Source organism: Micromonospora sp. NPDC048894, assembly GCF_040649765.1.
GTDB classification, from domain to species: Bacteria; Actinomycetota; Actinomycetes; order Mycobacteriales; family Micromonosporaceae; genus Micromonospora; species Micromonospora antibiotica.
The window spans coordinates 163,482-189,662 of sequence record NZ_JBEZFY010000001.1 but is presented as its reverse complement, the minus strand read 5'-3'; the positions used below and the strand labels follow the sequence as shown (position 1 = coordinate 189,662).

The 26,181-nt window shown below is 71.4% G+C and carries 24 protein-coding genes; 12 read left to right on the top strand and 12 right to left on the bottom strand.

Annotated elements, in window-relative coordinates; all coding sequences use genetic code 11:
- Positions 1-212 precede the first annotated feature (212 nt).
- From AB0C22_RS00895 to AB0C22_RS00885, 3 genes are all read left to right on the top strand, one after another.
- Positions 213-350, top strand: a complete 138-nt coding sequence (locus tag AB0C22_RS00895) for a hypothetical protein (protein WP_208565279.1) — start codon at positions 213-215, stop codon at positions 348-350.
- 342 nt (positions 351-692) lie between these two features.
- A complete protein-coding gene (locus tag AB0C22_RS00890) occupies positions 693-3,569 on the top strand; it encodes a hypothetical protein (RefSeq protein WP_357532776.1) in 2,877 nt (958 codons plus the stop codon).
- A gap of 111 nt (positions 3,570-3,680) precedes the next feature.
- On the top strand, positions 3,681-3,893 hold the full coding sequence (locus AB0C22_RS00885) for a hypothetical protein (RefSeq protein WP_208565277.1): 213 nt from the start codon (positions 3,681-3,683) through the stop codon (positions 3,891-3,893).
- A gap of 45 nt (positions 3,894-3,938) precedes the next feature.
- Here AB0C22_RS00885 and AB0C22_RS00880 read toward each other — a convergent pair whose 3' ends face one another.
- The gene (locus tag AB0C22_RS00880; protein WP_357532773.1) at positions 3,939-4,760 is read right to left on the bottom strand and encodes a DUF2690 domain-containing protein; all 822 of its coding nucleotides are present in this window, start codon (positions 4,758-4,760) and stop codon (positions 3,939-3,941) included.
- Positions 4,761-5,250: 490 nt separating this feature from the next.
- Between AB0C22_RS00880 and AB0C22_RS00875 the strand changes: the two genes are divergently transcribed.
- The 4 genes from AB0C22_RS00875 (at position 5,251) to AB0C22_RS00860 (ending at position 12,185) form a co-directional block, all read left to right on the top strand.
- Positions 5,251-6,066, top strand: coding sequence for a hypothetical protein (locus AB0C22_RS00875; RefSeq protein ID WP_357532771.1), 816 nt, complete (start codon positions 5,251-5,253; stop codon positions 6,064-6,066).
- Positions 6,067-6,117: 51 nt separating this feature from the next.
- Positions 6,118-7,020 (top strand): hypothetical protein, encoded by a 903-nt coding sequence (locus AB0C22_RS00870; protein ID WP_357532769.1) that lies wholly within the window; start codon positions 6,118-6,120, stop codon positions 7,018-7,020.
- 371 nt (positions 7,021-7,391) lie between these two features.
- On the top strand, positions 7,392-7,745 hold the full coding sequence (locus AB0C22_RS00865; RefSeq protein WP_357532767.1) for a nitroreductase/quinone reductase family protein: 354 nt from the start codon (positions 7,392-7,394) through the stop codon (positions 7,743-7,745).
- A 144-nt stretch (positions 7,746-7,889) separates the two neighbouring features.
- Positions 7,890-12,185, top strand: coding sequence for a HEAT repeat domain-containing protein (locus AB0C22_RS00860; RefSeq protein ID WP_357532765.1), 4,296 nt, complete (start codon positions 7,890-7,892; stop codon positions 12,183-12,185).
- A gap of 149 nt (positions 12,186-12,334) precedes the next feature.
- On the opposite strand, the gene AB0C22_RS00855 is transcribed toward AB0C22_RS00860, so the two are convergent.
- Genes AB0C22_RS00855 through AB0C22_RS00845 form a run of 3 tightly spaced genes read right to left on the bottom strand, consistent with a single transcriptional unit; the run spans position 12,335 to position 14,315 of the window.
- Positions 12,335-13,279: an NAD-dependent epimerase/dehydratase family protein gene (locus AB0C22_RS00855; protein WP_357532763.1), complete on the bottom strand. Its 945-nt coding sequence runs from the start codon at positions 13,277-13,279 to the stop codon at positions 12,335-12,337.
- Between the two features lie 56 nt (positions 13,280-13,335).
- Positions 13,336-13,527 carry a DUF397 domain-containing protein gene (locus tag AB0C22_RS00850; RefSeq protein ID WP_357532761.1) on the bottom strand — a complete coding sequence of 64 codons (192 nt, stop codon included), beginning with the start codon at positions 13,525-13,527 and terminating at the stop codon, positions 13,336-13,338.
- Positions 13,518-14,315, bottom strand: coding sequence for a helix-turn-helix transcriptional regulator (locus AB0C22_RS00845; protein WP_357532759.1), 798 nt, complete (start codon positions 14,313-14,315; stop codon positions 13,518-13,520). The genes AB0C22_RS00850 and AB0C22_RS00845 overlap by 10 nt, the downstream gene beginning before the upstream one ends.
- A gap of 430 nt (positions 14,316-14,745) precedes the next feature.
- Between AB0C22_RS00845 and AB0C22_RS00840 the strand changes: the two genes are divergently transcribed.
- The 3 genes from AB0C22_RS00840 (at position 14,746) to AB0C22_RS00830 (ending at position 17,260) form a co-directional block, all read left to right on the top strand.
- Entirely contained in the window at positions 14,746-15,108 is a 363-nt protein-coding gene (locus AB0C22_RS00840) for a hypothetical protein (protein ID WP_357532757.1), read from the top strand.
- Positions 15,105-15,359: a flavin reductase gene (locus tag AB0C22_RS00835; protein WP_357532755.1), complete on the top strand. Its 255-nt coding sequence runs from the start codon at positions 15,105-15,107 to the stop codon at positions 15,357-15,359. The genes AB0C22_RS00840 and AB0C22_RS00835 overlap by 4 nt, the downstream gene beginning before the upstream one ends.
- A gap of 68 nt (positions 15,360-15,427) precedes the next feature.
- Entirely contained in the window at positions 15,428-17,260 is a 1,833-nt protein-coding gene (locus tag AB0C22_RS00830; protein ID WP_357532753.1) for an NHL domain-containing thioredoxin family protein, read from the top strand.
- 79 nt (positions 17,261-17,339) lie between these two features.
- On the opposite strand, the gene AB0C22_RS00825 is transcribed toward AB0C22_RS00830, so the two are convergent.
- From AB0C22_RS00825 to AB0C22_RS00815, 3 genes are read right to left on the bottom strand one after another with little or no spacing between them, the layout of a single operon-like run.
- On the bottom strand, positions 17,340-18,089 hold the full coding sequence (locus AB0C22_RS00825) for a 5-oxoprolinase subunit PxpA (RefSeq protein ID WP_219465488.1): 750 nt from the start codon (positions 18,087-18,089) through the stop codon (positions 17,340-17,342).
- Positions 18,073-19,053 (bottom strand): biotin-dependent carboxyltransferase family protein, encoded by a 981-nt coding sequence (locus AB0C22_RS00820; RefSeq protein WP_357532751.1) that lies wholly within the window; start codon positions 19,051-19,053, stop codon positions 18,073-18,075. The genes AB0C22_RS00825 and AB0C22_RS00820 overlap by 17 nt, the downstream gene beginning before the upstream one ends.
- Before the next feature lie 31 nt (positions 19,054-19,084).
- Complete coding sequence (locus AB0C22_RS00815; protein WP_219465485.1) at positions 19,085-19,696, bottom strand: allophanate hydrolase subunit 1; 612 nt, start codon at positions 19,694-19,696, stop codon at positions 19,085-19,087.
- Positions 19,697-19,803: 107 nt separating this feature from the next.
- Here AB0C22_RS00815 and AB0C22_RS00810 point away from each other — a divergent pair, with 107 nt between their 5' ends.
- Positions 19,804-20,481, top strand: a complete 678-nt coding sequence (locus AB0C22_RS00810; RefSeq protein WP_357532748.1) for a hemolysin III family protein — start codon at positions 19,804-19,806, stop codon at positions 20,479-20,481.
- A gap of 129 nt (positions 20,482-20,610) precedes the next feature.
- Here the strand turns inward: AB0C22_RS00810 and AB0C22_RS00805 are convergent, their stop codons facing one another.
- Positions 20,611-20,901 (bottom strand): DUF6458 family protein, encoded by a 291-nt coding sequence (locus tag AB0C22_RS00805; protein ID WP_208565265.1) that lies wholly within the window; start codon positions 20,899-20,901, stop codon positions 20,611-20,613.
- 124 nt (positions 20,902-21,025) lie between these two features.
- Here AB0C22_RS00805 and AB0C22_RS00800 point away from each other — a divergent pair, with 124 nt between their 5' ends.
- Complete coding sequence (locus AB0C22_RS00800) at positions 21,026-21,562, top strand: histidine phosphatase family protein (RefSeq protein WP_357532746.1); 537 nt, start codon at positions 21,026-21,028, stop codon at positions 21,560-21,562.
- A gap of 89 nt (positions 21,563-21,651) precedes the next feature.
- Here the strand turns inward: AB0C22_RS00800 and AB0C22_RS00795 are convergent, their stop codons facing one another.
- The 4 genes from AB0C22_RS00795 to AB0C22_RS00780 all read right to left on the bottom strand — a co-directional run bounded on the left by AB0C22_RS00795 (position 21,652) and on the right by AB0C22_RS00780 (position 26,038).
- Positions 21,652-21,921: a DUF6458 family protein gene (locus tag AB0C22_RS00795; protein WP_091253403.1), complete on the bottom strand. Its 270-nt coding sequence runs from the start codon at positions 21,919-21,921 to the stop codon at positions 21,652-21,654.
- Positions 21,922-22,204: 283 nt separating this feature from the next.
- Entirely contained in the window at positions 22,205-24,061 is a 1,857-nt protein-coding gene (locus AB0C22_RS00790) for an acyl-CoA dehydrogenase (protein ID WP_219470507.1), read from the bottom strand.
- A gap of 117 nt (positions 24,062-24,178) precedes the next feature.
- Positions 24,179-25,306, bottom strand: coding sequence for a PP2C family protein-serine/threonine phosphatase (locus tag AB0C22_RS00785; RefSeq protein WP_219465479.1), 1,128 nt, complete (start codon positions 25,304-25,306; stop codon positions 24,179-24,181).
- 87 nt (positions 25,307-25,393) lie between these two features.
- Positions 25,394-26,038, bottom strand: coding sequence for a septal ring lytic transglycosylase RlpA family protein (locus AB0C22_RS00780; protein ID WP_219465478.1), 645 nt, complete (start codon positions 26,036-26,038; stop codon positions 25,394-25,396).
- Positions 26,039-26,181 lie beyond the last annotated feature (143 nt).

Here is a 26,181-nt window from a genome sequence, read left to right as displayed (position 1 = left end):
ACGTTCCGGCAACGGCCGGTGTGCCCAGGGTGAACACTCGGCACACCGGCCGTTGCCGTTGGGGAAAGAAACAGTGGCCCACATCGCCCCCTGACCTACGATCCTTAGGCCCGTGTTGCAGCTCACCTAATAATCGATGGCAATCGGCGGCCGATGGGTGTTGAATGGAGTCATCAAGGGGCCGACAACCGAATAGCCGAAGGAAAGACACCATGAGCATGATCGAGCGAATCCGCACCCGTCGTGACGCCACCCGTCGGGCCCGTGCCATCGAGCACGCGCTGCGCTCCGCCAACTCGCCCGCGGTCCGCGAGGAGATCCTCGCGATCGCCCAGCGTCACCTGAGCTGACGCCACACCGACTTTTCTCCCCCTCCTCCAGATCGACGACCCGCCCGGGCCCCGGGCGGGTCGTCGGCGTTCCGCACCCCCTGAGACCGGGATTCCCCCTCGCCATGACGCCCGGTACGGTGGTTCCGGTCGCCAACCGCCGACCTGGGCACCGATCGCGCCCGATGGATGCCGATCGACACCGCCCGGTGACGTGGAGTGACGGCCGGTGCTCCCTAGGTGCCGCGCGCGCGAACCGGATACCGTGCGGGGAGCCCGCACGGCCGACCCGCCGGGCACCGGCGACACGGCCGACCGGACGGACGGCATCGGCGGCCGACATGTGATGGAGGAGGCGCACCCATGACGTCCGAGGGCCAGCACCGCCCCGGCCAGGAGCCGGACGAGGTGCCGCCGGGCTCCGGCGGACCGGTGCCGTACGGCGACCGACAGCCGCAGCAGGACCCCGGGTACGGCACCCCCGCCACGCCCGACCTCGGCTGGGCGCCGCCACCCCCCACCGGCCGGGCCAACCCGACCGGTCCGTCCTGGACACCCCCCGCCCCACCGGCGGCCTGGGGTGGCGCGCAGGCTCCGCAACAGTCCGAACCCACCGAGGCGTGGGCCCCGCCGGCCCGGCAGTCACCGCCCACCGAGGCGTGGACCCCGCCGGCCGGTCCGTCGCAGCCCGCCTGGGCCGGGCAGCCGGAGCAGCCCGCCTGGGCCACCGCGCCCGCACCGGCCGCCGGAAACGCCGAGTCCACTCCGCAGCCCGCCTGGGCACAGTCCGAGCAGCCCGCCCCGGCCTGGGCGCAGTCCGACGCCGGTGCCCGGGGTGCCGCCCGGGTGCCGCAGCCCGCCAAGCCGGCGGGCGGTGGCTGGTCCACTCCGGCCGATCCAGCCCCGACCTCGCCCGCCGGCTGGGCGGGCCAGGAAGCCGCGCAGCAGGAAGCAGCCCCCGGCACCAACGGCTGGGGTACCGCGCCCGCGCCACAGCGGGACGAGGCGGCGGGCACCAACGGCTGGCCGGGCGACGCCGCCCGGGGTAACGGCTGGCCGGCCGAGGACCGGGCCGGGGCCGATCCGGCGCGGGGTGGCTGGCCGGCCGACCCGCAGGACGCGCCGGGCAACTCCGGCGGCTGGGCGACCAGTGCTCCGGCGCACCCCGACGAGGCGCACCGCTCCGCCGGTAGGGCCTCGGTGCCCGTACCGGCCCAGCCGGAGCCCACGAACCAGGCGGGGTGGCCGCAGCCGGAGACCGGTGGACACCCGGGCGGCCACGCGTCGCCGGGCACCGCACCGGGTGCCGAGGGCTGGTCCACCGAGGACGATCCGGCCCGCTCCGGCGGCTGGTCCGCCAACCGGTCCGGACCGGACGACACCGGTCGTCCCGGTGACTGGTCGAACGGGTCGCAGGAGGACCGGCAGCCGTCGTGGGGGGCACCGGAAGAGCCCGCCACGGCCCGCTGGGAAGGCCGCCGCGAGCAGCCCGCCCTCGACGCCTGGCCCGCCGGGGCCCCGCCCCGCACCGAACAGGACGACCCGGCACCGGGCCAGGAGTGGCCGGCACCACAGGCCGGCTCCCGTGGTGCCGCCGCCGTACCCTCCCGGGAGGACCACCCGGAGCCCGGGGCCTGGACGCCCCCGGAGTTGCCGGGGCGGGCGTCCGCGTCGGTGGCCGCACCCGACGGCCCCCCCGCCTGGGGCGGTGCCGCCGGTGACCACCACCCGCCACAGCGGGCGGGTGTCGAGCGCCCGGTCGTGCCGGACGCCGAGCCGTGGGCGCCCGGGCAGGCGTGGGGCCACCCCGAGCCCGCCGGCCAGCCCGCCGAGGGGGCGTGGGAGCCCCGACGCAACGAGGACCAGCCGATCTACCAGCCAGGGCCGGCCCCCGGCATCTCACCGGCCAACGCGGTGCCGCTCCCGCCGCAGGAGCAGCGCGTCCCCGGGGCGAGCCTGGCCGCCGCGCCGCCCGCCGACTACGTCCCGCCGGCCGCGTTCGGTGGGCCCGCCGAGCAGTCGCCGCACGGCCGTGAGGCAGCGGCCTGGGGTGCGCCGGAGCAGCCGCAGTTGTCGGCCGGTCCGGCACTGCCCGCCCAGCGACTCGCCCCCGAGGCCGAGAGCGCCGGTGCCGGTCGCGCCTCGGTGCCGGCCGCCGACGCCGGGGAGGCCGGTGCTGTCGGCCGGGCCTCCGCCAGCGCCTCGGTACCCATGGCCAGCCGGGTCGTCCCCCCCAGCGACCAGGTGGCCCGTCCGGGTGGTCCGGCGGTTCCGCAGCCCCGGGTGTACGGGCGACCGGCCCGCCCGGAGCCGGCGGAGGAGACCCCGGAGCACGACGACCACCGGCCCGAGCACGACCCCCGCTTCGCCGACCAGGACCGCAGCCGGTTCGACGGTGCCGAGCAGCCCCGGTTCGACGAGCCGGAACGCCCCCGCTTCGACGACCAGGACCGGACCCGGTTCGACGGTCCGGAGCGGTCCCGCTTCGACGATCAGGACCGGGCGCACGGTTTCGGTGCCGACGCGCCCTCGTCCGCGCCGCCGGCCGCCCCGCCCGCGTTCGGTGGCGGCATCCCGGCCTTCGCCGACCCGGCCGGCAGCAACCGACCGATGAACGGCACCCGCCCGCACGGGCCGACGGACCGGCCGGCCGAGCCGTACGGTGCCGGCCCGACCAGCGGCGCACCGGCCGGTGCCGCACCCGTGCCGGGGTACGGCCACCCGGCGCACGACCCCGCGCACGGCGGGTACGCCTCCCCGTTCCCGCCCGCCGGTCAGCAGTTCCCGGCCGCCGGTCAGCAGTCCGCACCAGCTGGTCAGCAGCCCGGCACCGCCAGTTGGCCGGCGGAATCGGAGCAGGGGCGTTTCGACGCGTTCAAGCCGGACCCGGAGCCGGAGCAGAAGGCCGAGCAGCCCGCCCCGAAGGTACGCAACGGGCGGGTGCTCGCCCTGGTGCTGATCGTGGCGGTGCTGATCCTGGCCGTCCCGCTGGGCCTGCTGATGCTCCTCGGCAAGATCGGCTCGGACGACGGGCCGGCTCCCTTCAACCCGGCCGTCGGCTCCTGCGTCAAGCAGTCCGGTGAGAACGCGAGTGCGGCGGGCTGCAACGAGCCGGGTGCCTTCACGGTGGTGTCCAAGGTGGACGCCAAGGAGAAGTGCACCGATCCGACCCAGCCGCACGTGGTGCTGCCGGGCGGCGGGGTCGACCGGGTGCTCTGCCTGAAGCCGGCCGGCCAGTAACGGCGTACCGACGGCGGGGCACGGTGGACCGTGCCCCGCCGTCGGTGTTTCGGGCGCTGTGGGCTGGGCAGTCTATGGGGCACAGTGACGTGGCCCGAGGAGGTAACCCCCATGGCAGGCAACGAGAACGAGGTCGACCGCAGCGCTCGCAGCGGCCGGTTCGTCAAGGAGAGCACCACCGAGCGGGACCCCCGGCACACCACCACCGAGCAGGTCGGTGGCGGCGGGGACCAGGAGGTCCACCGCAGCGCGAGCACCGGCCGGTTCGTCACGGAGACCACCGCCGAGCTGCACCCCTCGACGACCGAGACCCAGCACGTCTGACCGACGAGCCAGCACCGCCCTCCGCGCCCGGCGCGGAGGGCGGTGTCATGTCCGGGCGTCGGGTCGTACGCAGGGGGTCCGCGCGCTCGCCAGCACGCTGCGGTTGTCCGCCGCGGTGATGTCGACGGTGACGGACACGCACCCCGGGGTGGTCCGCAGGACGTTGCCGAACACGCTGTACACCTGACGCTTGACCATGAACGGGTAGTCGAACCGGGTGACCGCCCCGTCGGAGGGGCGGGTGGCCGACAGCCGGACGGTCGACCCGGTCGGGACCCGCTCGGTGGAGACGAACAGCGGCCAGGCGGCCCGGCAGCGCGGCGAGTAGCGCAGCGTCAGGCTCCCGTAGGGCGGCTGTTTCGGATCGGGGTCCGGGACCGGGACGGTTTCCGCGCTGACCGCGTCGACCTGGCAGCGTTCCTCCTGCGGGTCGGCCCCGTCGGTCGGAGGAGCGGCGGCGGGTGCCGGGAGCGACGCGTCCACGGGTCGCTCGGCCTGCCGGTTCGGGTGGGAGCGCGCGTCGACCAGCAGCGGCACGATCGAGCCGGCGAGGAGCACGGTCAGCCCTGCCGTCGCGGTCAGCGCCCACCGGGGCACCGCCGGCCGTCGCGTCACCGGCCGTCGCGGTGTCGACTCCCCCGGTGACTCTGCCGTCACCGGCTGCGACCCCGGCTGTTGCAACCCCGCCGGCTCCGGCACGGGCTGCTGCGGCCCCGAGCCGGCCTCCCGGTGCCAGCGGGCCCGCCAGGCCGCCTCGTCACCGCCGCAGGCCCGGACGAACGCCATGGTCAGCTCCAGCGACGGCAGGCGGGCCCCGGACAGCACACCCGCCAGCGCGGTGTGCGAGTAGTGCGCGGTCGCGGACATCTTCCGGAGCGACGGTTGCCCGGCCTCGCGCCGAAGCCGGGCCAGGTCAGCGACGAATTCGTGGTACCGGCTCTCGCCGTCGTGATCCCCGCCCTCGCCGTCGTGCCCGCCGCCCTCGCCGTCGTGGTCCCGAGCAACGCCCGCATGATTGCGGCCGTTGTCGTCGTGGTCCCCGGCATCGGCGGGAACCTGGCCGTCAAGTCGTCCACTTCGCCCCGTCATGGGCCCTCCCCTGCGTGTAAACCCTGGTGTCAACGTGCGTCATGCCAGTGCTTTACAGGCGGGCGTCAGGACAGGATCGACCCCGGAGCAGCCACCCGCCGGATAGGTGCCGCTGAATATGATCTCACGGGGAGTGTCGGCCCCGGCACGCATCCGAACGGCTCGAAATCGCGTTCACCCCGGGGATACCGGACCGCGCGAGTCACCGTCCGACGGGCCCACCGCGCCGATCCCGGGGCGGTGCCGAACTCTCGACAAGGAGAACCGCGTGTACCAGCCGAACGGTACGAATGCCACAGGCGCAGTGCCCCGCCGGGCACTGCCGCGACTCGTGGGTCGGATCCTCACCGCCTGCGCCGTCACGGCGGTGGTCCTGGTGGGCACGGCCGCACCGTCGTTCGCCGGCATCTCCGGTTACAGCGTCGCCGGCACGGGCGGCGCCGGCCTGATGGTGCGCACCAGCCCGTACGACGCGAACGCCGGCTCGGTGGCGCTCCTGGGTGACGGCACCGGGTTCGTCGCCGAGTGTGCGGTACGCGGGCGCAACATCTCCGGCAACACCGTCTGGCACCGGATCAGCTCCCCGGCCAGCGGCTGGATCAGCGACTACTACACCAACACGCCGGGGTTCAACCAGTACCTGGCCGGTGAGCCGGAGTGCACCACCACCCCGCCGCCCACCGGCACCCGCGAGGACCGCGCCATGGCCTGGGCCCGGTCGGTGATCGGCCAGGCGTACACCAACGGGGACCTGGGTGACTCCAACCACCAGTGGGACGGCTGGTGCGACAACTTCGTCGGGCACGCCTACGGTCGGGCGGCCAGCGGCTACGCGTCGGCGATCGTGCACTACAACTCGCTGTACTCGCGCGGCATGATCCGCACCACGGGCACCCCGCCGGCCGGCGCGCTGGTCTTCTACGCCGCCGCGTCGATCAACGGGTACTACGGCCACGTGATGCTCTCCGAGGGCAACGGCAACTACATCACCTCGGCGGCCACCGTCCGCCGCGTCTCGCAGTCCTGGCCCGGTGCGCCGTACCTCGGCTGGTCCTACGCCGACCCGGAGTGGACCGGGCGCTGACGCCCCCACCCGTCCCGGCTCCCCTCCCGGTCGTCCGCTGAAAGGATCACGATGCGTCTCCCCCTTGCCGCCCCCGCGGCCCGACGTGCCCTGCGCCTGGCCCTCGGCCTGACGCTGGTCGCCGTCGTCGGCGTCAGCGCCATGCCCACCCCCGCCACCGCCGCACCCGCCACCACCGGCCCGGCCGCCCACGCCGCGTCGGCCCCCCGCCCGGCCGACCAGACCAAGGCAGCACCCCGCCCGGCCGACCAGGCCAAGCCGGCCAGCGTCGGTGGCCCTGCCATCGGCGCGAAGGCGAACCGGGTGGGCGTCAACGCGGTCGGTATCGACCTGTGCGCCCAGGTGGCGTACGCCGCCGGGTTCCGGAACAACCCGCTGGTCACGGCCGTGGCCGTGGCGATGGCCGAGTCCTCCTGCAACCCGTCGGCGGTCGGCAGCAACGGCCCCACCTCCGGTTGCTCCAACGGTTCGCTGGACCGGGGGCTGTGGCAGATCAACAACTGTTACCACCCCACCGTCACCGACAGCTGCGCGTACAACGCCCAGTGCAACGCCAACGCCGCCTACAACATCTCCAGCGGCGGCAGCAACTGGCAGCCCTGGTCGACGTACAACAACGGGGCGTACGCCGGCTACCTGTCTGCCGCGCAGGCCGCCGTGGCCCGCCTCGGCGGCACCGGCGACCCGCCGGCCGTCACCGGCACGATCCTGGCCAACCCGTCGCTCAACATCCGCACCGGGCCGGGCACCACCTACGGCATCGCCGGTTCCGTCAACTACGGCGCCACCGTGAAGATCGCCTGCTACACCTTCGGCGAGTACGTCAGCGGCGGCTACTGGCCGTCGTCCACCTGGGACCGGATCACCAACCCGGCGACGGGCGTGACCGGCTACGTGGCCGACACCTGGGTCAACACCACCTACGACGTCAAGACGATGGTCGGTCGCTGCTGACCGTCCCGTCCGGGGCCGCGCGGGCAGGGTCGGACCCTCCCGCGCGGCTCCGTCGTGCCCGCTGCCCCTCCGGCGCGGCGACGGCGACCCGCGCCTCGCCCCTCCGGGCGCGGCGGCGGCGACCCACCGCCCTCCCGGACGCGGCGGCGACCCGCGCCTCGCCCCTCCGGGCGCGCCGCGTCTCCACGGTGTTCCCGCACGAGTGGTATGCCTCAGTGGCATAAATATGACTGACAGGCATACCGGTGTACGCCGGTATCACTCCCCCCGACCCGTGGCGGCCGGCAATCGCGGCTCTCACTCACGATCCCGGGACCGGCCAGTCGGTGTTACGGTCGGCGTGGAGCTTTCACATCGACGACGGAGGCCCGGTGGGTCAACGAGGATCGTTCCCCTCGGGGTTCGCCCGGACGTTCAACACCCGGGTCATGGCGTTGCGGTCGTCGCCACGCTGGGGGCGGTTCCTCCGGCGGCACCTGACCGTGGTCACCTACACCGGTCGCCGTTCCGGGCGGACGTTCAGCACGCCGGTCGCCTACCGACGGACCGGCGACGCGGTGGTCATCCGGGTCGCGATGCCCGACGCCAAGCAGTGGTGGCGGAACTTCCTGGGCGCGGGCGGCCCGATCTCCCTGAACCTCGACGGGGTCGACCGGGCCGGGCACGCGGTGGCCCGCCGGGACGACCGGGGCCGGGTCACCGTCACCGTCGACCTGTCCCGCTGACGCGGCTGGCCGGCGCGTCGACCGTCCCGACCGACGTCCGGGTCACGATGCCCGGCCCGGCCGGGTATCGACGTGCGTGCCGACTGGGAGCCGGTCGGCTATGCAACCGTCCCTTGTGGTCGGTGACGCCTACACTTGCCGGCCATGGACCCTGTCGCGCTGGCCACGGCGCTGGCAAAGTCGATCCTGGCGCAGCTCGGCAAGGAGATCGGCACCGCCGCCGCCAAGGAAATCAAGGCCCGCGGGTGGGGAGACCCGGAACGCAAGGCGTTGGAGCGCGCGTTGCGCCGCGCTCTCACCGAGCTGAACCGGTCGTACGGCGACCGGCTGGCCGAGTTCGACGTCAACGACGGTTTCTGGGTGCACGAGGGCACTCCCGAGCTGGCAAAGGTGCTCATCCCCGGTGTGCCGGCCTCGCCGGTGCGGCTGGCGGAACGGGCCGTCGACTCGTTGGGCCCGGCCGCCTCCGACGACGAGCGGTTCGACCGGATCGGCCTGCTGCGGCCGGCGTTCAAGGCCCTGCTCGACGGGCTGGACACCGAGGTACGCCGCGAGACGGCCCTCCAGGGGATGCTCGGCCGCTCCGATGCCGCGTCGACCGCCCAGGCGACCAGCCGCATCGCCGAGCACCTGGGCGCGGTCGACGCCACCGATGACGACCGGATCGCCTACCTGCGCTGGCTGATCGACCAGCACCGCTACCTGCGTACCGTGGGGGTGGTCCGGAACACCACCGTGCAGCTTCCGTTGGGCGAGGTGTTCGTCGGGTTGCAGGGGCAGCGGGACCGCAATCCCGGCGACCGGGCGCGGGCCTGGTTCGAGCGCGAGCGGGAGCGGCTGGCCGCCCAGGTGGCCGAGGGGACGCTGGACCACACCGGTTTCGAGACCGCCCTCGACCGGTTGCAGACGGAGTACGGCCACCGCTTCGCCACCGAGACCGAACAGCCGGCCAGGCAGCCGGTGCTCGACGCGGCCCGCGACACCGCCCAGTTGCTGGTCCTGGGCGATCCGGGAACGGGCAAGACCACCCTGCTGCGCTACCTGGCGCTGACCCACGCCCGAGCACTCATCGACGGCGAGCAGGTTCAGGGCCGGGACGCACTGTTCCCGATCTACCTCCGCATCGGCGAGTATGCCCGCCAGGGGTTCGCGGAGGTGGGCATCGGCGAGTTCCTGCCCGGCCAGCTCCGCCGCGCGGAGTGCACCCTGCCGGGCCTGCCCGACCTGCTGCGCCGCCAGCTCGACGCCGGCCGCTGCCTGGTGCTGATGGACGGCCTGGACGAGATCGCCTCGGCCGAGCTGCGCCGGGGCGTGGTCACGGCGGTGGTCAACTTCGTGACCGCCCACGCACGGCAGGGCAACCGGTTCGTGGTGACCAGCCGGATCGCCGGCTACCAGGCCGCCCCGCTGCCGGAGCCGTTCCGCGCGGTGCGGCTCCAGGACATGGACGACCCGACGATCAGCCGGTTCCTCGACGTCTACTGCCGCGAGGTCGAGCGCGCCGAAACCCCGGGCCGGTCCGCCGAGGCGACCCGGCTGGCCGGAGCGCGCGAGGCCGCCGCGATCGAACAGGCCCTCAAGACCAACGCCGGGGTACGCCGGCTGGCCGCCAACCCCCTGCTGTTGACCGCGTTGGTGCTGGTGCACCGGGCCAGCGGCCGGCTTCCGCACCGCCGGGTCGAGGCGTACGTGGAGGTGTGCAACGCGCTCGGGCGCACCTGGCGCAGCGCCCAGGGGGTTGCCGAGGCCGACCTGCCCGACGAGCGGATCCTGACCCGGTGGCTGACCGAGCTGGGCTGGTGGATGCACGAGCACCGCCCAGAGGGCGCGGCCACCCGCGCCGAACTACTCGAAGTGCTCGGCCCGCTGTGGGCGGCGCACCAGGGCGTCGGGTGGGATCCGCGCGTGCTGGAGGCCGCCGACCCGCTGCGCACCGAGGCCGGGCTGGGGGTGGCCGACTTCGTCGACAAGGCCGACACGCACACCGGCCTGCTGGTCGAGCGTGCTCCCGGTCGGTACGGCTTCGCCCACCTGACCTTCGAGGAGTACTACGCCGGCCGGGCGTTGGCCTTCCGCGGCTCGGCCACCGACCGGGTCACCGAGATCCGCCGCCGGCTGCACGACCCCCGCTACGAGGAGCCGATCCTGCTCGCGCTCGGTCTGATCGGCACCGACTACGTCGAACAGATCGACGACGTGGTGGCGAAGGCGATCTACCCGGCCGAAGGCAATCCGAGCCCGTACGAGGAACTGCTGGGCCGGGACTTCCTGTTCATGCTCCGGGTCCTGGCCGACGACACGCCCCTCAAGACCGCGACCATCGACGCGGTGATCAACCAGGCGGTCGACGAGTGGCTAAACAGGAAGCACAGCCGATGTCGTTTCGTCGCATATCGTGAGTCTTTACGTGACCGATTGGCTGCACTGGGTGGCACCAAGGCTGGGGGGCGATTTCGAGCCGCCCTCGATAGCCGGGCCGCTATGCTGCCCCACGGCATCGTCTTACCCTGGTGTGAACTGGCCGCCATCACTGCCCGATCCGACTCACTCCCGACCGCCACAATTACCGCCTTAGCCGCCATCGCCATTGACAGCTTCGATCCCACGACGCAGATCGAAGCGGGTTCAGCTCTGGCAAAATGTGGAAACCTGACCGGATCGGCCGCAGTTTCCCTAGCAGGAATAGCCGCCAACGATCACCGGCCAGACGTACGAAAAAAGGCAATATCGGCACTCGCAGAAACCGAACGACTCACCGACAAAATCGCCGCCACGCTAGTCAGGATCGCCACCAACGACACCGATCCAGACGTCCGAGCACAAGCGATATCGGCACTGACAGAAAATTCACTTATTGAAGCAATCAGTAACACGCTGACTACTGTCGCCATCAACGACCCCCACCCAGACGTGCGGATAAAGGCGATATCAGCACTGACAAAAGCCGAACCACTCACCGAAGCAATCGCCGCCGCACTAGTAAAGATCGCTATCAACGACACCGACAGATTCGTGCGGACAACGACGGTCTCGGCACTGCTGGAAACTCACTCGCCGACGAAACCAATCATTACCGCCTTAACTACCATCGCCACCTCCGATCACGATTCATACGTCCGGAAGCATGCAGTCGCAGCGTTATCTACCCGAGGATTCGCCAAAGAAATTACCGCACCGTTACTCATGATGGCTAGCAGTGATCCCGACCCAGACGTCCGAGTGCAAGCAGTATTAGCGCTGACAGAAACTGCACTCACTGAACCAATAACGAACACGCTGATTGAAATTGCCACCAACGACGTCGATAGATTTGTGCGGGAAGAAGCAGTATCGGCGCTGACAAAAACTGCAACACTTACCAAAAAAGTCGTCCGAGCGCTGATTGCGATCGCCGTCAACGATCCCGAGCCAGACCTACGCACCCATGCAGGGATGGCACTAGCAGAAGCTGGCGAGATGACCGGTGAGGTCGTCACCGAACTAATCACCATCGCCACCAAGAATCCTGACCGGTTCATGCGAATACAGGCAATTACAGTGCTAACGGAAGGTGTCACTCTCACTGAGAGAATCATCGCCACACTAACCGCTATAGCCAACACCGATCCCGACCCAGACGTACGAACACAGGGGATTTTGGCGTTGGCAGAAGGCGGAGGGGTAACCGATGATGTAGTCACTACCTTCTGCACGATCGCCACGAATGATCCCGATCCGTACCTACGCGCACAGGCGATTTCGGCACTGGTCAAAGGAGGGGTACCCGGCGGTCCGGTAATCGCCATGCTCACCGATATCGCTATCAACGATCCCGATCGATTCGTTCTTGTGCAGGCAGGCTCCGCGCTCGCGGATCTGGGCGCAATCACTTCAACGGTGGCCGCCACGTTGGCCACCATCGCCACCAACGATCCTGACCCGTACTTACGCGGACGCGCGGCTTCAGCGCTGGCTGCAGGCGGCGATTTGGATGAAACGACAATCGCAAAACTGGTTGCCATCGCCACCACGGACTCCGATCCAGATGTTCGGAGGCATGCGGTCTCGGCGCTGGAGGAAGCGGGGGCACTGACCGAACCAGTCACGGACACCCTGATTAACATCGCCACCACCAGCAATTCCTGGGCAGCACGGTCAGAAGCCGTAAGAGCGCTACGTCGCGCCCTACCCACCCAGGAACTACGACGGCAGCTGATTTCACTATTCAAAAGTGAGGGTTACGAGGTGCGGCGAGAGGCAGGACTAATACTCTCTCTCCTTTCCCGACAGCATCCAGATTTGGTGTCGGAAATACGGTTCGAGTTGGCCAAAGCCTGCAACGATCCAGCACTGAACAAGGCTCACGGAAGTCGATCTCGAACTGGGCAGGACTACGCATACGAGACACTACGCGCACAGATAGATCTAGATATTTATCGCCCAGATGAACCTAGATTCTAAGAGCTATCGCAATGTGGTGATGTTCCAAGAAGACAAAGTGGCGGATACTCTTAAGGTCACGCAAGGGCAGGGAATCCCAGTTCGGAGCATTGCAAGGGCAAGGGCGGAATGGTGCAGGAATTCCAGTTCCGTTAGTCCACCCGAATGGGTCAGCCGAGACGCTGCCATGCCGCCCAACTGTCCGTGACCATCTGGGTCAGGTCGGAGCGGGTCGGCTGCCAGCCCAGCAGTGAACGCGCCCGGCTGATCTCCCCCACCAGATGAGACGGCTCTGGCTTCGGGGGCAACTGCCGCACCGTCACCGACCGACCGGTGGCCTGTTCGGCGGCGGCGATCACCCCGGCCATGCTCGTCCCGACGCCGGAGGCCAGGTTGACCGCGTGATGGGTCCCGAGTGTGCAGGCGCCGAGGGCGAGCCGGATGCCGGTGGCGACGTCGGCGACGTGCACGAAGTCGCGGACGGCCGAGCCGTCGCCATTGAGACTGACTTGATCGAGTTGGCCGGTCATCGCGCGGAAGACGTTGGGGATGATCCGCGATGGGTCGGTGTCGGTGATCCCATCGACCGCCCCGGCGACGTTGAACGGGCGCACGGTGATCGCCCCGACGGCACCCGTCGCGGCATACCCGGCCACCATCTGTTCCGCCGCGACCTTCGACGCGCCGTACGGGCTCTCCGGGTGCACATCCAGGTCTTCCGACAGCGTGCCGCTGCGCTGTGACCCGTACACGATGTTGGTGGAGGCGAGCACGAATGACAACGGGGCCGACCGGCCGCGTACCGAATCCAATGCCATCAGCAGGTGGAGCGTCCCGGCGGCGTTGACGTCGAAGTAGGTCAGCGGGTCGGCCAGCGAATCGCGTCCACTGGTGAGCGCGGCCAGGTGCACGACACCGTCGTACGACCCGGTCCGGACGACCGCCGCGATCCCGGCACGGTCGCGGACGTCGCCGATCACCAGGTCGGCACCCGGTGCCGGCTTGCGGTCGGTACGCCCCCGACTCAGCACCGTGACCCGGTGGCCAGCGGCGAGCAGGTCGAGGGTGACGGCGTGCCCGAGGAAACCCAACCCACCGGTGACCAGTACGTACACGTCAGCCCCTTCCCCGACCACGCTCGATCACACGGAGCATTACGGCACTGGAACGATCAGATCCGCTCGGGGAGTCGGCCGACGAATGCTCGCCATGCCGCCGGGGCGAAGACGAGAGCAGGGCCATTCGGGTCCTTGCTGTCTCGTACGCCGACCGTGTTGAGCAAATTCTCGGCCACCTCGATGCATGCGCCGCCATTGGTGGACGAGCGGGACGACTTCCGCCACTTGGCACCGGTCATGTCCATGTCTTCGCTACTTCCGTGAGAAGGTCCAGGGTCGGACGCAGCGGCAGGGTTTCGCCTTGGATAGCGTCCCACGACACGCCAAGGCTAGCAATCAAGTCAGCTTGCCCGATGACTTGCGCCGCCAGTTGATTGTCGACGTAGCCGGTCCGGGAGCCATCCGGAAGATCAGCGAGAATAAATGCCCCGGCCAGGCCCGAGTACATGCCAGCCGACATCGGGACGATGCGCAACCGAATATGAGGTTGCTCAGCACAGGCCACGAGGTGCTCAAGCTGCTCGGCCATGACGGCAGGCCCACCGCACGCTCGCCGGAGGACGACCTCGTCCAGGACGACGAAGAGTTGGGGCGCGGGATCACGGTCAAGGACAGCTTGCCGTTCGAGCCGGGCCGCAACTCGCCGGTCAAGTTCCGAGGTCGGCACCCGGGCTGCCTGGAAGGTGGCGCGGGCATACCCCTCTGTCTGTAGGAGGCCAGGCACGAAGGCGTGCTCGTACCAGCGAAGCGCGGTTGCCTCGCGCTCGATCTCGATCCATTCGCGCAGCCACACGGGAGCGGCATCGCTCTTGACAAGCTCGTCCCACAGGGTCGTGAAGTAGCCCTCTGTACCCAGCGCCTCGTCCACCGACACCAGGTAGGGCAGGGTCGGCGGCTTCACCCCGGTCTCGATAGCGCTCACCTGGGAATCCGAGCAGAAAATTCGCTCGCCGAGCTGCGTCTGCGTCAGCCCGGCCGCCGCCCGGCGTCGACGCAATTCACGAAGAAGGTACTCCGACGGAGAGATTCCCATGGCTTCCACACCCTTCCACGGCGATCCTCTGCATTCCTCGCCAGCTCGTAACGACTCGCTGCGCTCCGCAATCACTTGGTCACTATTCCGGAGCCAGGGGGCGGAAGTCCAGGGTGGAAGAAGGAACGGCGCGATCGGTGGAGGAGAGGCCCGGCGATTGCGTTCGTGGTCGGGCTGCCCCGAAAGCAGCACCGGGGCAGCCCGACGCCACCTCGACACAAGGGAGCCCCATGCCGAAGGACGACAAGCCGAAGCCCGCTCCACAGCCCCAGCCAAGCCCACCCCCACCGCCACCGCCACCACCGCCCGCGCCGCCGATCGTCCCCGGTCCGATCGGGCCGTTCATCCCGCCCTACCGGGGACCGGGCCCGATGACGAACGTCGTGTTGACGGACCGGTGGAGTGAGAGCCGGAACCGGGGGCCGGGGCGATGAAAGAACCGAGACTGAGGGGCGGCGACCTGATCCACCTCACCCGCGAGGCCAGTCCCCAGTTCGTCCGGCCGATCACGGTACGGATGATCCGCGAGCTGCCCGACCGCCACACGTACGACGGCTGGACCTGGATCGAGGCGTACGAGCTGGGGCCGGACGGCCTGGCCCGGCGGCGGCGGGAGCTGTACGTCCGCCGCGCCGGGGTGCGCTGGATCCCACCTACTCCCTCGGCCAGAACGCCCGCACCCCCACCGGCGGTAACCCCGACAGCGACGAGCCCGGCAGCGAAGAAGCCGGCAACCACCAAGTCGGCTGCGAAGAAGCCGACCGCATCCCGCAGGTCGGCGGTGTCGGCGTGACGCCGCTGGACGGGCTCGCCCACCGGCCGCTGCGCCCGATCTGGCTGTGCCGCCTCGACGCGAACCCGTGGCCGTGCGGGGAGGCGAAGCTCATCCTGCTCGCCGCGTTCGCCGACGACCGGCCGGGCCTGCTGGCCCTGCTGTCGACGCTGCAACAGGAGGCGGAGGACCACCTCACCCAGCTCGACAGCGGCCGGTCCAACAACCTCACCGACCGTTTCCTGTCCTGGGCTCGACCACCCGACCGCTGAGTGTCGCCCACGACTCTCCGGTCGCCCTTCGCGCGGCCCGCCGGCCGGCGGTGCGGCACGATGGGGACATGAGCGCACGGGTACGGGCACCAGAGCTGCGGGGTCGGGGCTGGTTGAACACCGGTGGGCGGGAGCTGAAGCTCGCCGACCTGCGGGGCAAAATTTCGATTCTCGATTTTTGGACCTTCTGCTGTGTCAACTGCCTGCACGTCATCGACGAGTTGCGCCCGTTGGAGGAGAAGTACGCCGACGTGCTGGTCGTCGTCGGGGTGCACTCGCCGAAGTTCGAGCACGAGAAGGACCCGGCCGCGCTGGCCGCCGCCGTCGAGCGGTACGGCGTGCACCACCCGGTGCTCGACGACCCCGACCTGGACATGTGGCAGCAGTACGCGGCGAAGGCGTGGCCCACCCTGGCGGTGGTCGACCCGGAGGGTTACGTGGTCGCCACGATGGCCGGCGAGGGACACGCCGAGGGGCTGATCCGGCTGGTCGACGACCTGATCGCCACCCACGAGGCCAAGGGCACCCTGCACCGGGGCGACGGGCCGTACGTGCCGCCGACGCCGCCGGAGACGACGCTGCGCTTCCCCGGCAAGGCCGTGTTGCTCGACGGCGGGAACCTGCTGGTCTCCGACTCGGCCCGGCACAGCCTGGTCGAGCTGGCCCCGGACGGCGAGACGCCGGTCCGGCGGATCGGCTCCGGGGAGCGGGGCCGGGTCGACGGGCCGGCCGCCTCGGCGAGCTTCGCCGAGCCGCAGGGGCTCTGCCTGCTGCCCGCGCACGTCGCCGAGGTCGCCGGCTACGACCTGCTGGTCGCCGACACCGTCAACCACCTGCTGCGCGGCGTACGCCTGGACACCGGTGAGGTGACCACGGTCGCCGGCACCGGCCGGCAGTGGCGCTCCACGGTCGACGACCACGCCCACGACGCGCGCTCCGTCGACCTCTCCTCCCCGTGGGACCTGGCCTGGTACGACGACAAGGTCATCGTGGCGATGGCCGGCATCCACCAGCTCTGGTGGTTCGACCCGATCAAGCGGACCGCCGGCATGTGGGCCGGCACCACCGTCGAGGCGCTGCGCGACGGCCCGCTGCCCGAGGCGTGGCTGGCCCAGCCGTCCGGCCTGTCGGTCTCCGCCGACGGCACCCGGCTCTGGGTGGCCGACAGCGAGACCAGCGCGATCCGTTTCGTGCAGGACGGCGTGCTCGGCACCGCCGTCGGGCAGGGGTTGTTCGACTTCGGGCACGTGGACGGGCCGGCCGACCGGGCGTTGCTCCAGCATCCGCTGGGGGTGTGCGCGCTGCCTGACTCCTCGGTGTTGATCGCCGACACCTACAACGGCGCGGTACGCCGCTTCGACCCGGCGACCGGCCAGGTCGCCACGGTGGCCGACGGGCTGGCCGAGCCGAGCGACCTGGTGCTCACCGCCGACGGCGGGGTGCTGGTGGTGGAGTCGGCCGCGCACCGGTTGACCCGGCTCGCCCCGGGCGCGTTGACCGCCGCCGGGGCGGACACCGTGGACGGTCCCCGGCACCGGCTGGAACGCAAACCCACAGACGTCGCGCCCGGCGAGGTGACCCTCGACGTGATCTTCACGCCGGCGCCGGGACAGAAGCTGGACGAGACGTACGGGCCGTCGACCCGGCTGGTCGTCTCGGCCTCACCGCCGGAGCTGCTGGTCGAGGGGGCCGGCACCGGCACCGAGTTGTCCCGCCGGCTGGTGATCGACCCGGCCGTACCGCAGGGGGTGCTCCAGGTGACCGCCCAGGCCGCCACCTGCGACGCCGACGTCGAGCACGCCGCCTGCCACCTGACCCGTCAGGACTGGGGCGTCCCGGTGCGGGTCGTCGACGACGGCGCGACCCGGGTCCCGCTGGTGCTGCGCGGCCTGGACACCTGAGCGCCCGCCCGGTCGGCACCGCGCCGGGCGGGCGGGAGCACCGGACCCGCGCCGGGCCAGCAGGCGACCGGGGACGGTCTCAGGCGAACGGGGTGAGGGTGACCCCGGCGTCGATCAGCGCGGCCCGCACCAGGGCGGCCGAGGCGACCGCGCCGGGGCTGTCCCCGTGCAGGCAGATCGAGGCGACCGGGCAGGGCACGACGGTCCCGTCGACCGCCACCACCGTCTGCTCGGTGGCCATCCGGACCGCCCGGACGGCCACCTCCTCCGGGTCGGTGACCAGCGCGCCCGGCGCGGTACGCGGCACCAGCGCCCCGTTGGGCAGGTAACCCCGGTCGGCGAAGCCTTCGGGGACCGCCCGCAGGCCCGCGCCGACGGCGAGCTGGGCGAGGGTGGAGCCGGGCGCGCAGAGGATCGGCAGTTCGTGATCCCACCCGCTCACGGCCGCGACCAGGGCGGCGGCCTGCACCTCGTCGGTGGCCGCCGCGTGGTAGAGCGCGCCGTGCGGTTTGAGGTAGCGGACCCGGGTGCGGGACGGTCGGCAGAACGCGTCGAGCGCCCCGAGCTGGTAGGTGACGTCGTCGCGCAGCTCGTCGAAGCCGTACGCGATGTGCCGGCGGCCGAAGCCGGCCAGGTCCCGGTAGCCGACCTGCGCGCCGACGGCGACGCCGCGTTCGGCGGCGGCGGCGCAGACCCGCCGCATGGTCGACGGGTCGCCGCCGTGGAAGCCGCACGCTACGTTGGCGGAGGTGACCAGGTCGAGCAGCGCCTCGTCGTCGCCGAGCCGCCAGATGCCGAATCCCTCGCCGAGGTCAGCGTTGAGGTCCATGGAATCTCACCGTAGTCCCCGGTCGGGCCTGCGCGAGCCCGGTCACGTCGTCCACCACCCCGATCACCGGGTACCCGCCGGTGGTCGGATGGTCGGCCAGGAAGATCAACGGCTGGCCGTCGGCGGGCACCTGCACCGCGCCGAGCACCACGCCCTCACTCGGCAGCTCCCCGGCCACCGCGCGGGGCAGCGCCGCGCCGACAAGTCGCGCACCGACCCGGTCACTCACCGGACTCACCGTGTACGCCGTGCCGAGCAGCGACGCCAGCGCGTCGGCGGTGAACCAGTCGGCGCGTGGGCCGGGGCGCAGGGTCAGCCACAGCTCGTCCGGCACCGGCCGGCCGACGGTGAAGTCCACCGGGGCGGGTGGCCCGGCCGGCGGGCCGAGCGGGAGCCGGTCGCCGTCGCCGACCGGGGGTGGGCCGAGGCCGGAGAGGGTGTCGGTGGACCGGCTGCCGAGCACCGGGTCGACGGCGATCCCCCCGTCGACCGCGAGCCAGTTGCGCAGCCCGTGCCGGGGCGACCCGATCCGCAGCACCGCCCCCGCCGGCACCGCCAACGGCCGGCCCACGTCGCCGGGGCGGCCGTCGACCCGGACGTCGACGTCGGCCCCGGTCACCGCGACCGTGCCGGCCCGGGTCAGCCGCAGCTCACCGCCGCCGAGGGTCAACTCCAGACCGGCGGCGTCCGCCGGGTTGCCGACCAGCCGGTTCGCCAGCGCCAGCGCCGCCGGATCCAGCGCCCCCGACCGGGGTACGCCGAGATGCGCCCACCCGGGCCGCCCCAGATCCTGCACGGTGGTACGCGGTCCCGCCCGGCGCACCTCGATCACCCCACGGGTCGGCCCGGATGGCTGCTTCGCCCGGCGCACCCCGATTTCCCCGCCCCCGGTCGGCCCGCCCCCGGCCGGCCCGGTTGGCTGCTCCGGCTGCTCCGGCTGCTCCGCTCGACTCGTCCCGGTCATGCCGGCACCGGCCGGGGCCGGGGACCGCCGGTCACCCGGTCACCAGCCGGACCCGGGTGCCGGGGGTGAGGGTGGCCGGTGGGTCGGCGGCCACGTCGAAGAGGGTGAGCGTGGTCCGCCCCACCAGCAGCCAGCCACCCGGCGAGGCGGTCGGGTAGATCCCCGCGTACGGGCCGGCCAGGGCCACCGAGCCGGCGGGCACCCGGGGGCGCGGGGTGGGCAGCCGGGGCACCGCGTACTGCGGGGGGAGGCCGGTCAGGTAGCCGAAGCCGGGGGCGAAGCCGCAGAACGCCACCCGGAAGTCGGTGTCCCGCAGGCGTTGCACCACCTGGGGCACGGTCAGTCGCCAGTGCGCGGCGACCAGGGGCAGGTCTTCACCGTCGTACACGGTGGGAACGTCGACGGTGCCGGCGTCGGCTGTGGTGGTGACCGGGTCGGGGGTCCAGCCGGCGATCCGGGTGGCCGTCGACTCCGGGTCGGGCACCCCGTCGAGCAGGACGGTGCCGGCCGCCGGGACGATCTCGGCGGCGTCCAGCTCACCGGCGGCGCGGCGTCGCCACAGCTCGGCCCGCCACCGTTCCACCTGGCCGGGGTCGTCACAGTCGAGCAGGAGGGCGTGCCGGCCCACGGGTCGGATGCGCATCCCGCCATACTCCCCGATCGATGTGCCGTCCAGGGTCGCTAGACTCGACAGGTCTGGTGACGGGTCGCACTACCTAGAAGTAACCTACGGTGCCGTAACCTGATTCCGTGACCACCTCCGCACCGCTTCGACTCAAGCCTGTCGACATCGGTAAGCCCCGGATGCGCGGCTGGCTGCACACCTACGCGTTCTTTGTCGCGCTCGTCTGCGGCACCGTGCTCTGCGCCGTCGCGGCCACCCGTCCCGGCTGGGCGCCCCTGGTCAGCTGCCTGATCTACAGCGTCACCGTCTGCGGCCTCTTCGGCACCAGCGCCCTCTACCACCGCAGGGTGTGGTCGGAGCGCGGCTACCAGATCATGCGCCGGATGGACCACTCGATGATCTTCGTGTTCATCGCCGGCACCTACACACCGCTCTGTGCGCTGCTGCTCGACCGGCGGATGGCCACCATGATGCTCGGCCTGGTCTGGGGTGGGGCGCTGGCCGGCGTGGCCGTCAAACTGATCTGGCCGCACGCTCCGCGCTGGGTCTCCGCCCCGCTCTACCTGGCCCTCGGCTGGGTGTCGGTGGCGATCCTCCCGCAGATCCTGCGCCAGGGCGGGGTCACCGTGCTGGTGCTGCTCGCCGCCGGTGGGGCGATGTACAGCATCGGCGCGGTCTTCTACGCGCTGCGGCGGCCCAACCCCTGGCCCACCGTCTTCGGCCACCACGAGTTCTTCCACGCCTGCACCCTGCTCGCCGCCCTCTGTCACCACATCGCGATCTACTTCGCCCTCTTCACCTGATCACCCGTCTCCGGCCGGTCCGGGGGCAGTCGCGCCGGCCGCGCGGCAAGCCGGAGCCGGCCTGAGCAGGGAACAGTTCAGGGGCCCCGCGCCGTTGCGGGGCCCCTGAGATCATGTGGTGCGGTGCGGTCAGACCGGGTAACCCGGGCCGCGCGCCTCGCGGTACTCCTCGCGTACCACCTGGCCGCCCTGCACCGGCACGACCCGGTCGGCGACGACCTGGTCCTGACGCACGGCGGTGGTCACCACCGCCCGGCGACGGCTGTTCCAGAAGAAGAGGGTGGTCAGCAGCCCGACGAGGCCGGCGAGCATCAGCACCCAGCCCACCACGTCGAGGTTGAGCCATCCCAGATCGGCGTCGACGGCGAACGCGAAGATCGCACCCACCGCGATGAGGAAGATGCTGGCACCGATGCCCATGACGTCGCCTCCTTGGCTGTCAGCTGGCGTTACCCACCCGCCACGGCCATCGAGGGCATCGATGAGCGAGTGGCCCCACTGACATACCCAGGCGACACTCGCGTCAATCAGGCAAGCTGGGGGAATGACGGACGGCGAGGCCGAGACACGGACACTGGTGCTGCTGCGGCACGCCAAGGCCGAACAGCCCGGGAGCGGCTCCGACGTCGACCGGCGACTGACCGCACGCGGGCACGCCGACGCCGCCGCCGCCGGGGCGTGGCTGGCCGGGCAGGGTCTCCTCCCCGACGTGGTGATCTGCTCGGCGGCCCGCCGGACCAGGCAGACCTGGCACGACGTGGCGCTGGGCATGACCGGGGTCCCGCCGGAGGGTGGCCCGGCGGGGACAGCACCGGTGGTGCGGTACGCCGCCGCCGCGTACGAGGCGCACCCGGACGACCTGCTCGACCTGGTGCGGATGGTCGAGCCGGAGGCCCACACGGTCCTGCTCGTCGCCCACAACCCGGGCATCTCGCTGCTGTCGGTGCTCCTCGACCCGGAAGGGGCCGACCGGGAAGGGTTGCGTACCACCGGTCTGGTGGTGCACCGGGCGGCAGCCCCGTGGGCGGAGTTGACACCGGGCGACACCCCGGTCGTCGACCGGCACACCGCCCGCGGCTGACCCGACCCACCCGCCGGGCAGCCCGGCTCTGGTGACGTCGTCCTGCGCGCGGCCGGTCAGCGGCCGGTGTCGTCCAGCGGGGCGGACGGTCAGGACGGGGGTGCGGTGGGCGGCGGCGGATCGGGCGGCGGCGGCATCATCGCGGTCGGGTGGGAGAGCCGGTTCTCCTCCACGATGAGCGTGCGCGCCCGCTTGCGCCGGTCCTGCCAGAACCAGAGCGTGGTGAGCAGCACGGCCAGGCCGGCCAGGATGAAGACCCAGCCGACGGCGCGCAGGTTGATCCACCAGACGTCGGCCCGGATGGCGAACGTCATGATCGCGCCGAGCGCGATGAGAAAGATGCCGCTACCAATGCCCATGTGCGCTGCACTCCCCCGTGCGGTGGCCGTTGGGCGTGCCCTGACGTGGTCCGCGCGGGTTACCCGCCCAGCAGCCCTCCTACCGGGATCGCACCCGGCAAATCTGGCCCCTCTCCCGACCGCTTCCCGCACGCCTCAAGGGGTGGCGCTGTCCCGATCCTCATGGTCGACGCAGAAGGGCCGATGTGGTGATGTCCGGACGTCCCGGACACCGCCACATCGGCCCCATGCGCGTCACCCGCCGAATCCGGCCGGCTCGACCCGGTCGGGACCGGCGGTCAGTTCAGAAGGCCTCCTCGGGGATGTCCATGATGTCCAGGTCGGCGCCTTCGATGATCCGGCGGTCGGCGCCGATGCGGGGCAGCACCTCACGGGCGAAGAACCGGGCGGCGGCCACCTTGCCGGTGTAGAACGCCTGGTCGGTGGTGGAGACCTCACCGGCCAGCGCCTTCAGCGCCACGTCGGCCTGCTTCTGGAGCAGCCACCCGACGACCAGGTCACCGAGGGCGAGCAGGAAGCGGCGGCTGCTCAGGCCGACCTTGTAGAGGCTGCGGGTGTCGCCGCCCTGGGCTTCACCGAGCCAACCGGTCAGCACGACGAGGATGTTCTGGATCTCGGCGAGCGCCCGACCGAGCGCCTGCCGCTCCTCCTTGAGCTGCCCGTTGCCGGCCTCGGTGCTGATGAACTCCTGGATCTCACCGGCGACCGAGGTGAGCGCCCTGCCGTTGTCCCGGACGATCTTCCGGAAGATCAGGTCGAGGCTCTGGATCGCGGTGGTGCCCTCGTACAGGGTGTCGATCTTGGCGTCCCGGACGTACTGCTCCAGCGGGTAGTCCTGGAGGAAGCCGGAGCCACCGTAGGTCTGGAGCGACTCGTGACCGAGCAGCTCGTAGGCCCGCTCGGAGCCGACGCCCTTGACCAGCGGCAGGAGCAGGTCGTTGACCCGCCTGGCCAGCTTGGTGGCCGGTTCGTCGCCGGCCGCTTCGGCGATCGCGATCTTGTCCTGCCAGGTGGCGGTGTAGCAGACCAGCGCCCGCAGCCCCTCGGCGTACGACTTCTGCATCAGCAGCGAACGGCGCACGTCCGGGTGGTGGGTGATGGTGACCCGGGGCGCGGCCTTGTCGGCCTGCTGGGTCAGGTCGGCGCCCTGCACCCGGTTCTTCGCGTACTCCAGGGCGTTGAGGTAGCCGGTGGACAGAGTGGCGATCGCCTTGGTGCCGACCATCATCCGGGCGTACTCGATGATCATGAACATCTGCCGGATGCCGTCGTGCTTCTCGCCCAGCAGCCAACCCTTGGCCGGTACGCCGTGCTCGCCGAAGGTCAGCTCGCAGGTGTTGGAGACCTTGATGCCCATCTTGTGCTCGACGTTGGTGGCGTAGACGCCGTTGCGCTCGCCCAGCTCGCCGGTCTCGGCGTCGAAGTGGAACTTCGGCACGACGAACAGGGACAGCCCCTTGGTGCCCGGGCCGCCGACGCCCTCGACGCCGACCGGACGGGCCAGCACGTAGTGGACAATGTTGTCGCTCAGGTCGTGCTCGCCGGAGGTGATGAAGCGCTTCACGCCCTCGATGTGCCAGGAGCCGTCCGGCTGCCGGACGGCACGGGCCCGGCCGGCGCCGACGTCCGAGCCGGCGTCCGGCTCGGTGAGCACCATGGTGGAGGCCCACTGCTGGTCGATGAAGAGCTTGGCCCACTTCTTCTGCTCGTCGGTGCCCTCGACCTCCAGCACGTGCGCGAAGGACGGGCCGGAGGCGTACATCCAGACGGGCGCGTTGGCGCCGAGCACCAGCTCGGCGAGCGACCACCAGAGCGCGCGCGGGGCGCTGCTGCCGCCGAGGGACTCGGGGAGGTCCAGCCGCCAGAACTCGGAGTCCATGAACGCCTGGTAGGACTTCTTGAACGACTCCGGCAGCGGCGCGGTGTGCGTCGCGGGGTCGAAGACCGGTGGGTTGCGGTCGCTGTCCTGGTAGCTGGCCGCGAGGTCCTCACGGGCCAGGCGGTCGACCTCGGAGAGGAAGCTGCGGGCGGTGTCGACGTCCAGGTCCGTGTACGGCTCCTGGCCGAACGTCCGGTCCGCCCCGAAGACCTCGAACAGGTTGAACTCAAGGTCCCGAAGGTTGCTCTTGTAGTGGGTCATGCTCACTGGCCCCGCTTCCGGACAGGTGTTACCGATCAGTAACCCCCACTGTATTACTCACCGGTAGGCAGCGACAACCCGATCGTCGAAGTGACGGCGATCACAGCCCGGCGCGCGTCAGTTCTCCGCCGCGCCGACCTCCCACGAGGGCACCGCCACCGTCACCCCGCTACGCGGCCCGGTGTACTCCATCAGCACCAGGGCGATGTCGTCGTCGAGCCGCCCGTGCACCCACTCGACCAGCGCGGTCTCCAGGGAGGCCAGACCGTCGCCGACCGTGCCGTGGCCGAGTAGCCGCCACGCCCGGTCGGCGGTCGGGAAGAACTCGCCGTCCCGGCGTGCCTCACCGAGACCGTCGGTGAACAGCAGCAGCCGGTCGCCCGGCTCCAGCCGCTCCACCCGGGGCCGGACCACCGGCATGAAACCCAGCGGCGGCGCGGGCGCGGGCGGCTCCAGCGGGATCACCGCGCCCCGACGCAGCAGCAACGGCGCCGGATGGCCGCAGTTGACGATGGTCAGCGTCCCGCCGCGCTCCTCGACCACGGCCGCGGTGACGAAGTCCTCGTCCCCCACGTTGCGGGCCACCGCCCGGTCCAGGTCGGCCACCACCGCCCGCAGGTCGGGCCGCTCATAGGCGACGTGCCGGTAGGAGCCGAGCACGATGCTGGCGAGCCGGACCGCGTCCAGCCCCTTGCCCCGCACGTCCCCGATGATCATCCGGACGCCGTACGGGGTGTCTATCGCCTCGTACAGGTCACCGCCGATCTCGGCGGTGGCCGTGGGGGAGATGTACCGGGCCGCCACCGCCAGGGTCCCGACCTGCGGGCCGAGCGGACGCAGCACGGCCTGCTGAGCCACCGAGGCCAGCCGGGACAGCTCGCCGATCCGCACCACCTGCCCCTGCCGGACCGCCGCCACACTGGCCGCCACCACGGTGGCGAAGGCGATCCCGACCAGGGACACCGCAGTGGTCAGCTTCATCGCCGGATCGGCCACCGCGAACCCGGCCCCGACCAGCAGCGCGAGGAAACCCACCCCGGCCACCGCCCGCCACGAGGCGAACCCGGCGGCCAGGATCGGCGCCACCGTCATCAGTGCGACGTAGTGCACCGCACGGCCGTCGGCCGACTCGATCGCCGAGACGAGCGCGAGCAGCCCGACGGCCGCGCCGACGCCGGCGCGGGACCCGGGACTCAGTGGGCCTCGGCCCAACTGGAAGGCATGTTTACGTACGTGGGACAGCATGCCTGATGGAACCGGGCCGGAGAATGAACCTAGCCCCACGATTGAGGGTGTTCTACCCGGCCGTCCCGCTGGTGTCACCGTTCGCCGTCAGCCCAGCACCTCGTACCTGACCGTCAGTTCACCCAGGTCGACCGAGGCGATCGCGGCGAAGGCGGCCCGGGACAGGTCGATGCAGCGCCCGTCGACGAACGGGCCACGGTCGTTGATCCGCACGGTGACGGACTTGCCGTTGGCCGGGTTGGTCACCCGGACCTTGGTGTTGAACGGCAGGGTCTTGTGCGCGGCGGTCAGCGCGCTCGGGTCGAAGTTCTCCCCGTTGGCGGTCAACTGACCCTCGTCGTAGAAGGACGCGCCGCACGAGCCGCTGTCGACGACGTTGCTCTTCGGGGCCGCCTTCTTCGTGGTGGCGGACGGCTTGGGCGCGGGCGTGCGCGGCTTGCTCCGGGAAGCGGCCTGGGTCCGGGTCGCCTTCGGGCTGGCCGTGGCGGTGGGCGACGGGCTGGCGGTCGGGGAGACGGTGGGGCTGGCACTCAGGCTCGGGGTCGGCGCGGCGGTGGTGCCGACGACGCCGGGGGTGACCGGGTCCACGACGACGGGGGCCGGCGCGTCGTCGGCCGTCAGCTGCACCGCGCCGACGGTGCCGCCGACGGCGAGCGCGACACCGAGCGCGGCGGTGGCCGCGATGCCGGCGGGCGAGGAGAAGATCCGGGTACGGGAGTGCCTGCCAACCACCGGCTCGGTCCTTTCGTAGGCCTTCATAGCGGCTCGGACCGTAACGACAGAAGCACTTCCGAAGTCAACGTGATCATGGTGGTATGCCCGGAATTACAGTGATACGTGTGACCGATCAGCCGACGGCCGGTGGGCCGCACGGG

Bases quoted from the DNA above. Each gene is read 5' to 3' on its own strand.
- AB0C22_RS00895 (WP_208565279.1), top strand. From the start codon at position 213: ATGAGCATGATCGAGCGAATCCGCACCCGTCGTGACGCCACCCGTCGG.
- AB0C22_RS00890 (WP_357532776.1), top strand. From the start codon at position 693: ATGACGTCCGAGGGCCAGCACCGCCCCGGCCAGGAGCCGGACGAGGTG.
- AB0C22_RS00885 (WP_208565277.1), top strand. From the start codon at position 3,681: ATGGCAGGCAACGAGAACGAGGTCGACCGCAGCGCTCGCAGCGGCCGG.
- AB0C22_RS00880 (WP_357532773.1), bottom strand. From the start codon at position 4,760: ATGTCCGCGACCGCGCACTACTCGCACACCGCGCTGGCGGGTGTGCTG.
- AB0C22_RS00870 (WP_357532769.1), top strand. From the start codon at position 6,118: ATGCGTCTCCCCCTTGCCGCCCCCGCGGCCCGACGTGCCCTGCGCCTG.
- AB0C22_RS00860 (WP_357532765.1), top strand. From the start codon at position 7,890: ATGGACCCTGTCGCGCTGGCCACGGCGCTGGCAAAGTCGATCCTGGCG.
- AB0C22_RS00850 (WP_357532761.1), bottom strand. From the start codon at position 13,527: ATGGACATGACCGGTGCCAAGTGGCGGAAGTCGTCCCGCTCGTCCACC.
- AB0C22_RS00845 (WP_357532759.1), bottom strand. From the start codon at position 14,315: ATGGGAATCTCTCCGTCGGAGTACCTTCTTCGTGAATTGCGTCGACGC.
- AB0C22_RS00840 (WP_357532757.1), top strand. From the start codon at position 14,746: ATGAAAGAACCGAGACTGAGGGGCGGCGACCTGATCCACCTCACCCGC.
- AB0C22_RS00830 (WP_357532753.1), top strand. From the start codon at position 15,428: ATGAGCGCACGGGTACGGGCACCAGAGCTGCGGGGTCGGGGCTGGTTG.
- AB0C22_RS00825 (WP_219465488.1), bottom strand. From the start codon at position 18,089: ATGGACCTCAACGCTGACCTCGGCGAGGGATTCGGCATCTGGCGGCTC.
- AB0C22_RS00820 (WP_357532751.1), bottom strand. From the start codon at position 19,053: ATGACCGGGACGAGTCGAGCGGAGCAGCCGGAGCAGCCGGAGCAGCCA.
- AB0C22_RS00815 (WP_219465485.1), bottom strand. From the start codon at position 19,696: ATGCGCATCCGACCCGTGGGCCGGCACGCCCTCCTGCTCGACTGTGAC.
- AB0C22_RS00805 (WP_208565265.1), bottom strand. From the start codon at position 20,901: ATGGGCATCGGTGCCAGCATCTTCCTCATCGCGGTGGGTGCGATCTTC.
- AB0C22_RS00800 (WP_357532746.1), top strand. From the start codon at position 21,026: ATGACGGACGGCGAGGCCGAGACACGGACACTGGTGCTGCTGCGGCAC.
- AB0C22_RS00795 (WP_091253403.1), bottom strand. From the start codon at position 21,921: ATGGGCATTGGTAGCGGCATCTTTCTCATCGCGCTCGGCGCGATCATG.
- AB0C22_RS00790 (WP_219470507.1), bottom strand. From the start codon at position 24,061: ATGACCCACTACAAGAGCAACCTTCGGGACCTTGAGTTCAACCTGTTC.
- AB0C22_RS00785 (WP_219465479.1), bottom strand. From the start codon at position 25,306: ATGCTGTCCCACGTACGTAAACATGCCTTCCAGTTGGGCCGAGGCCCA.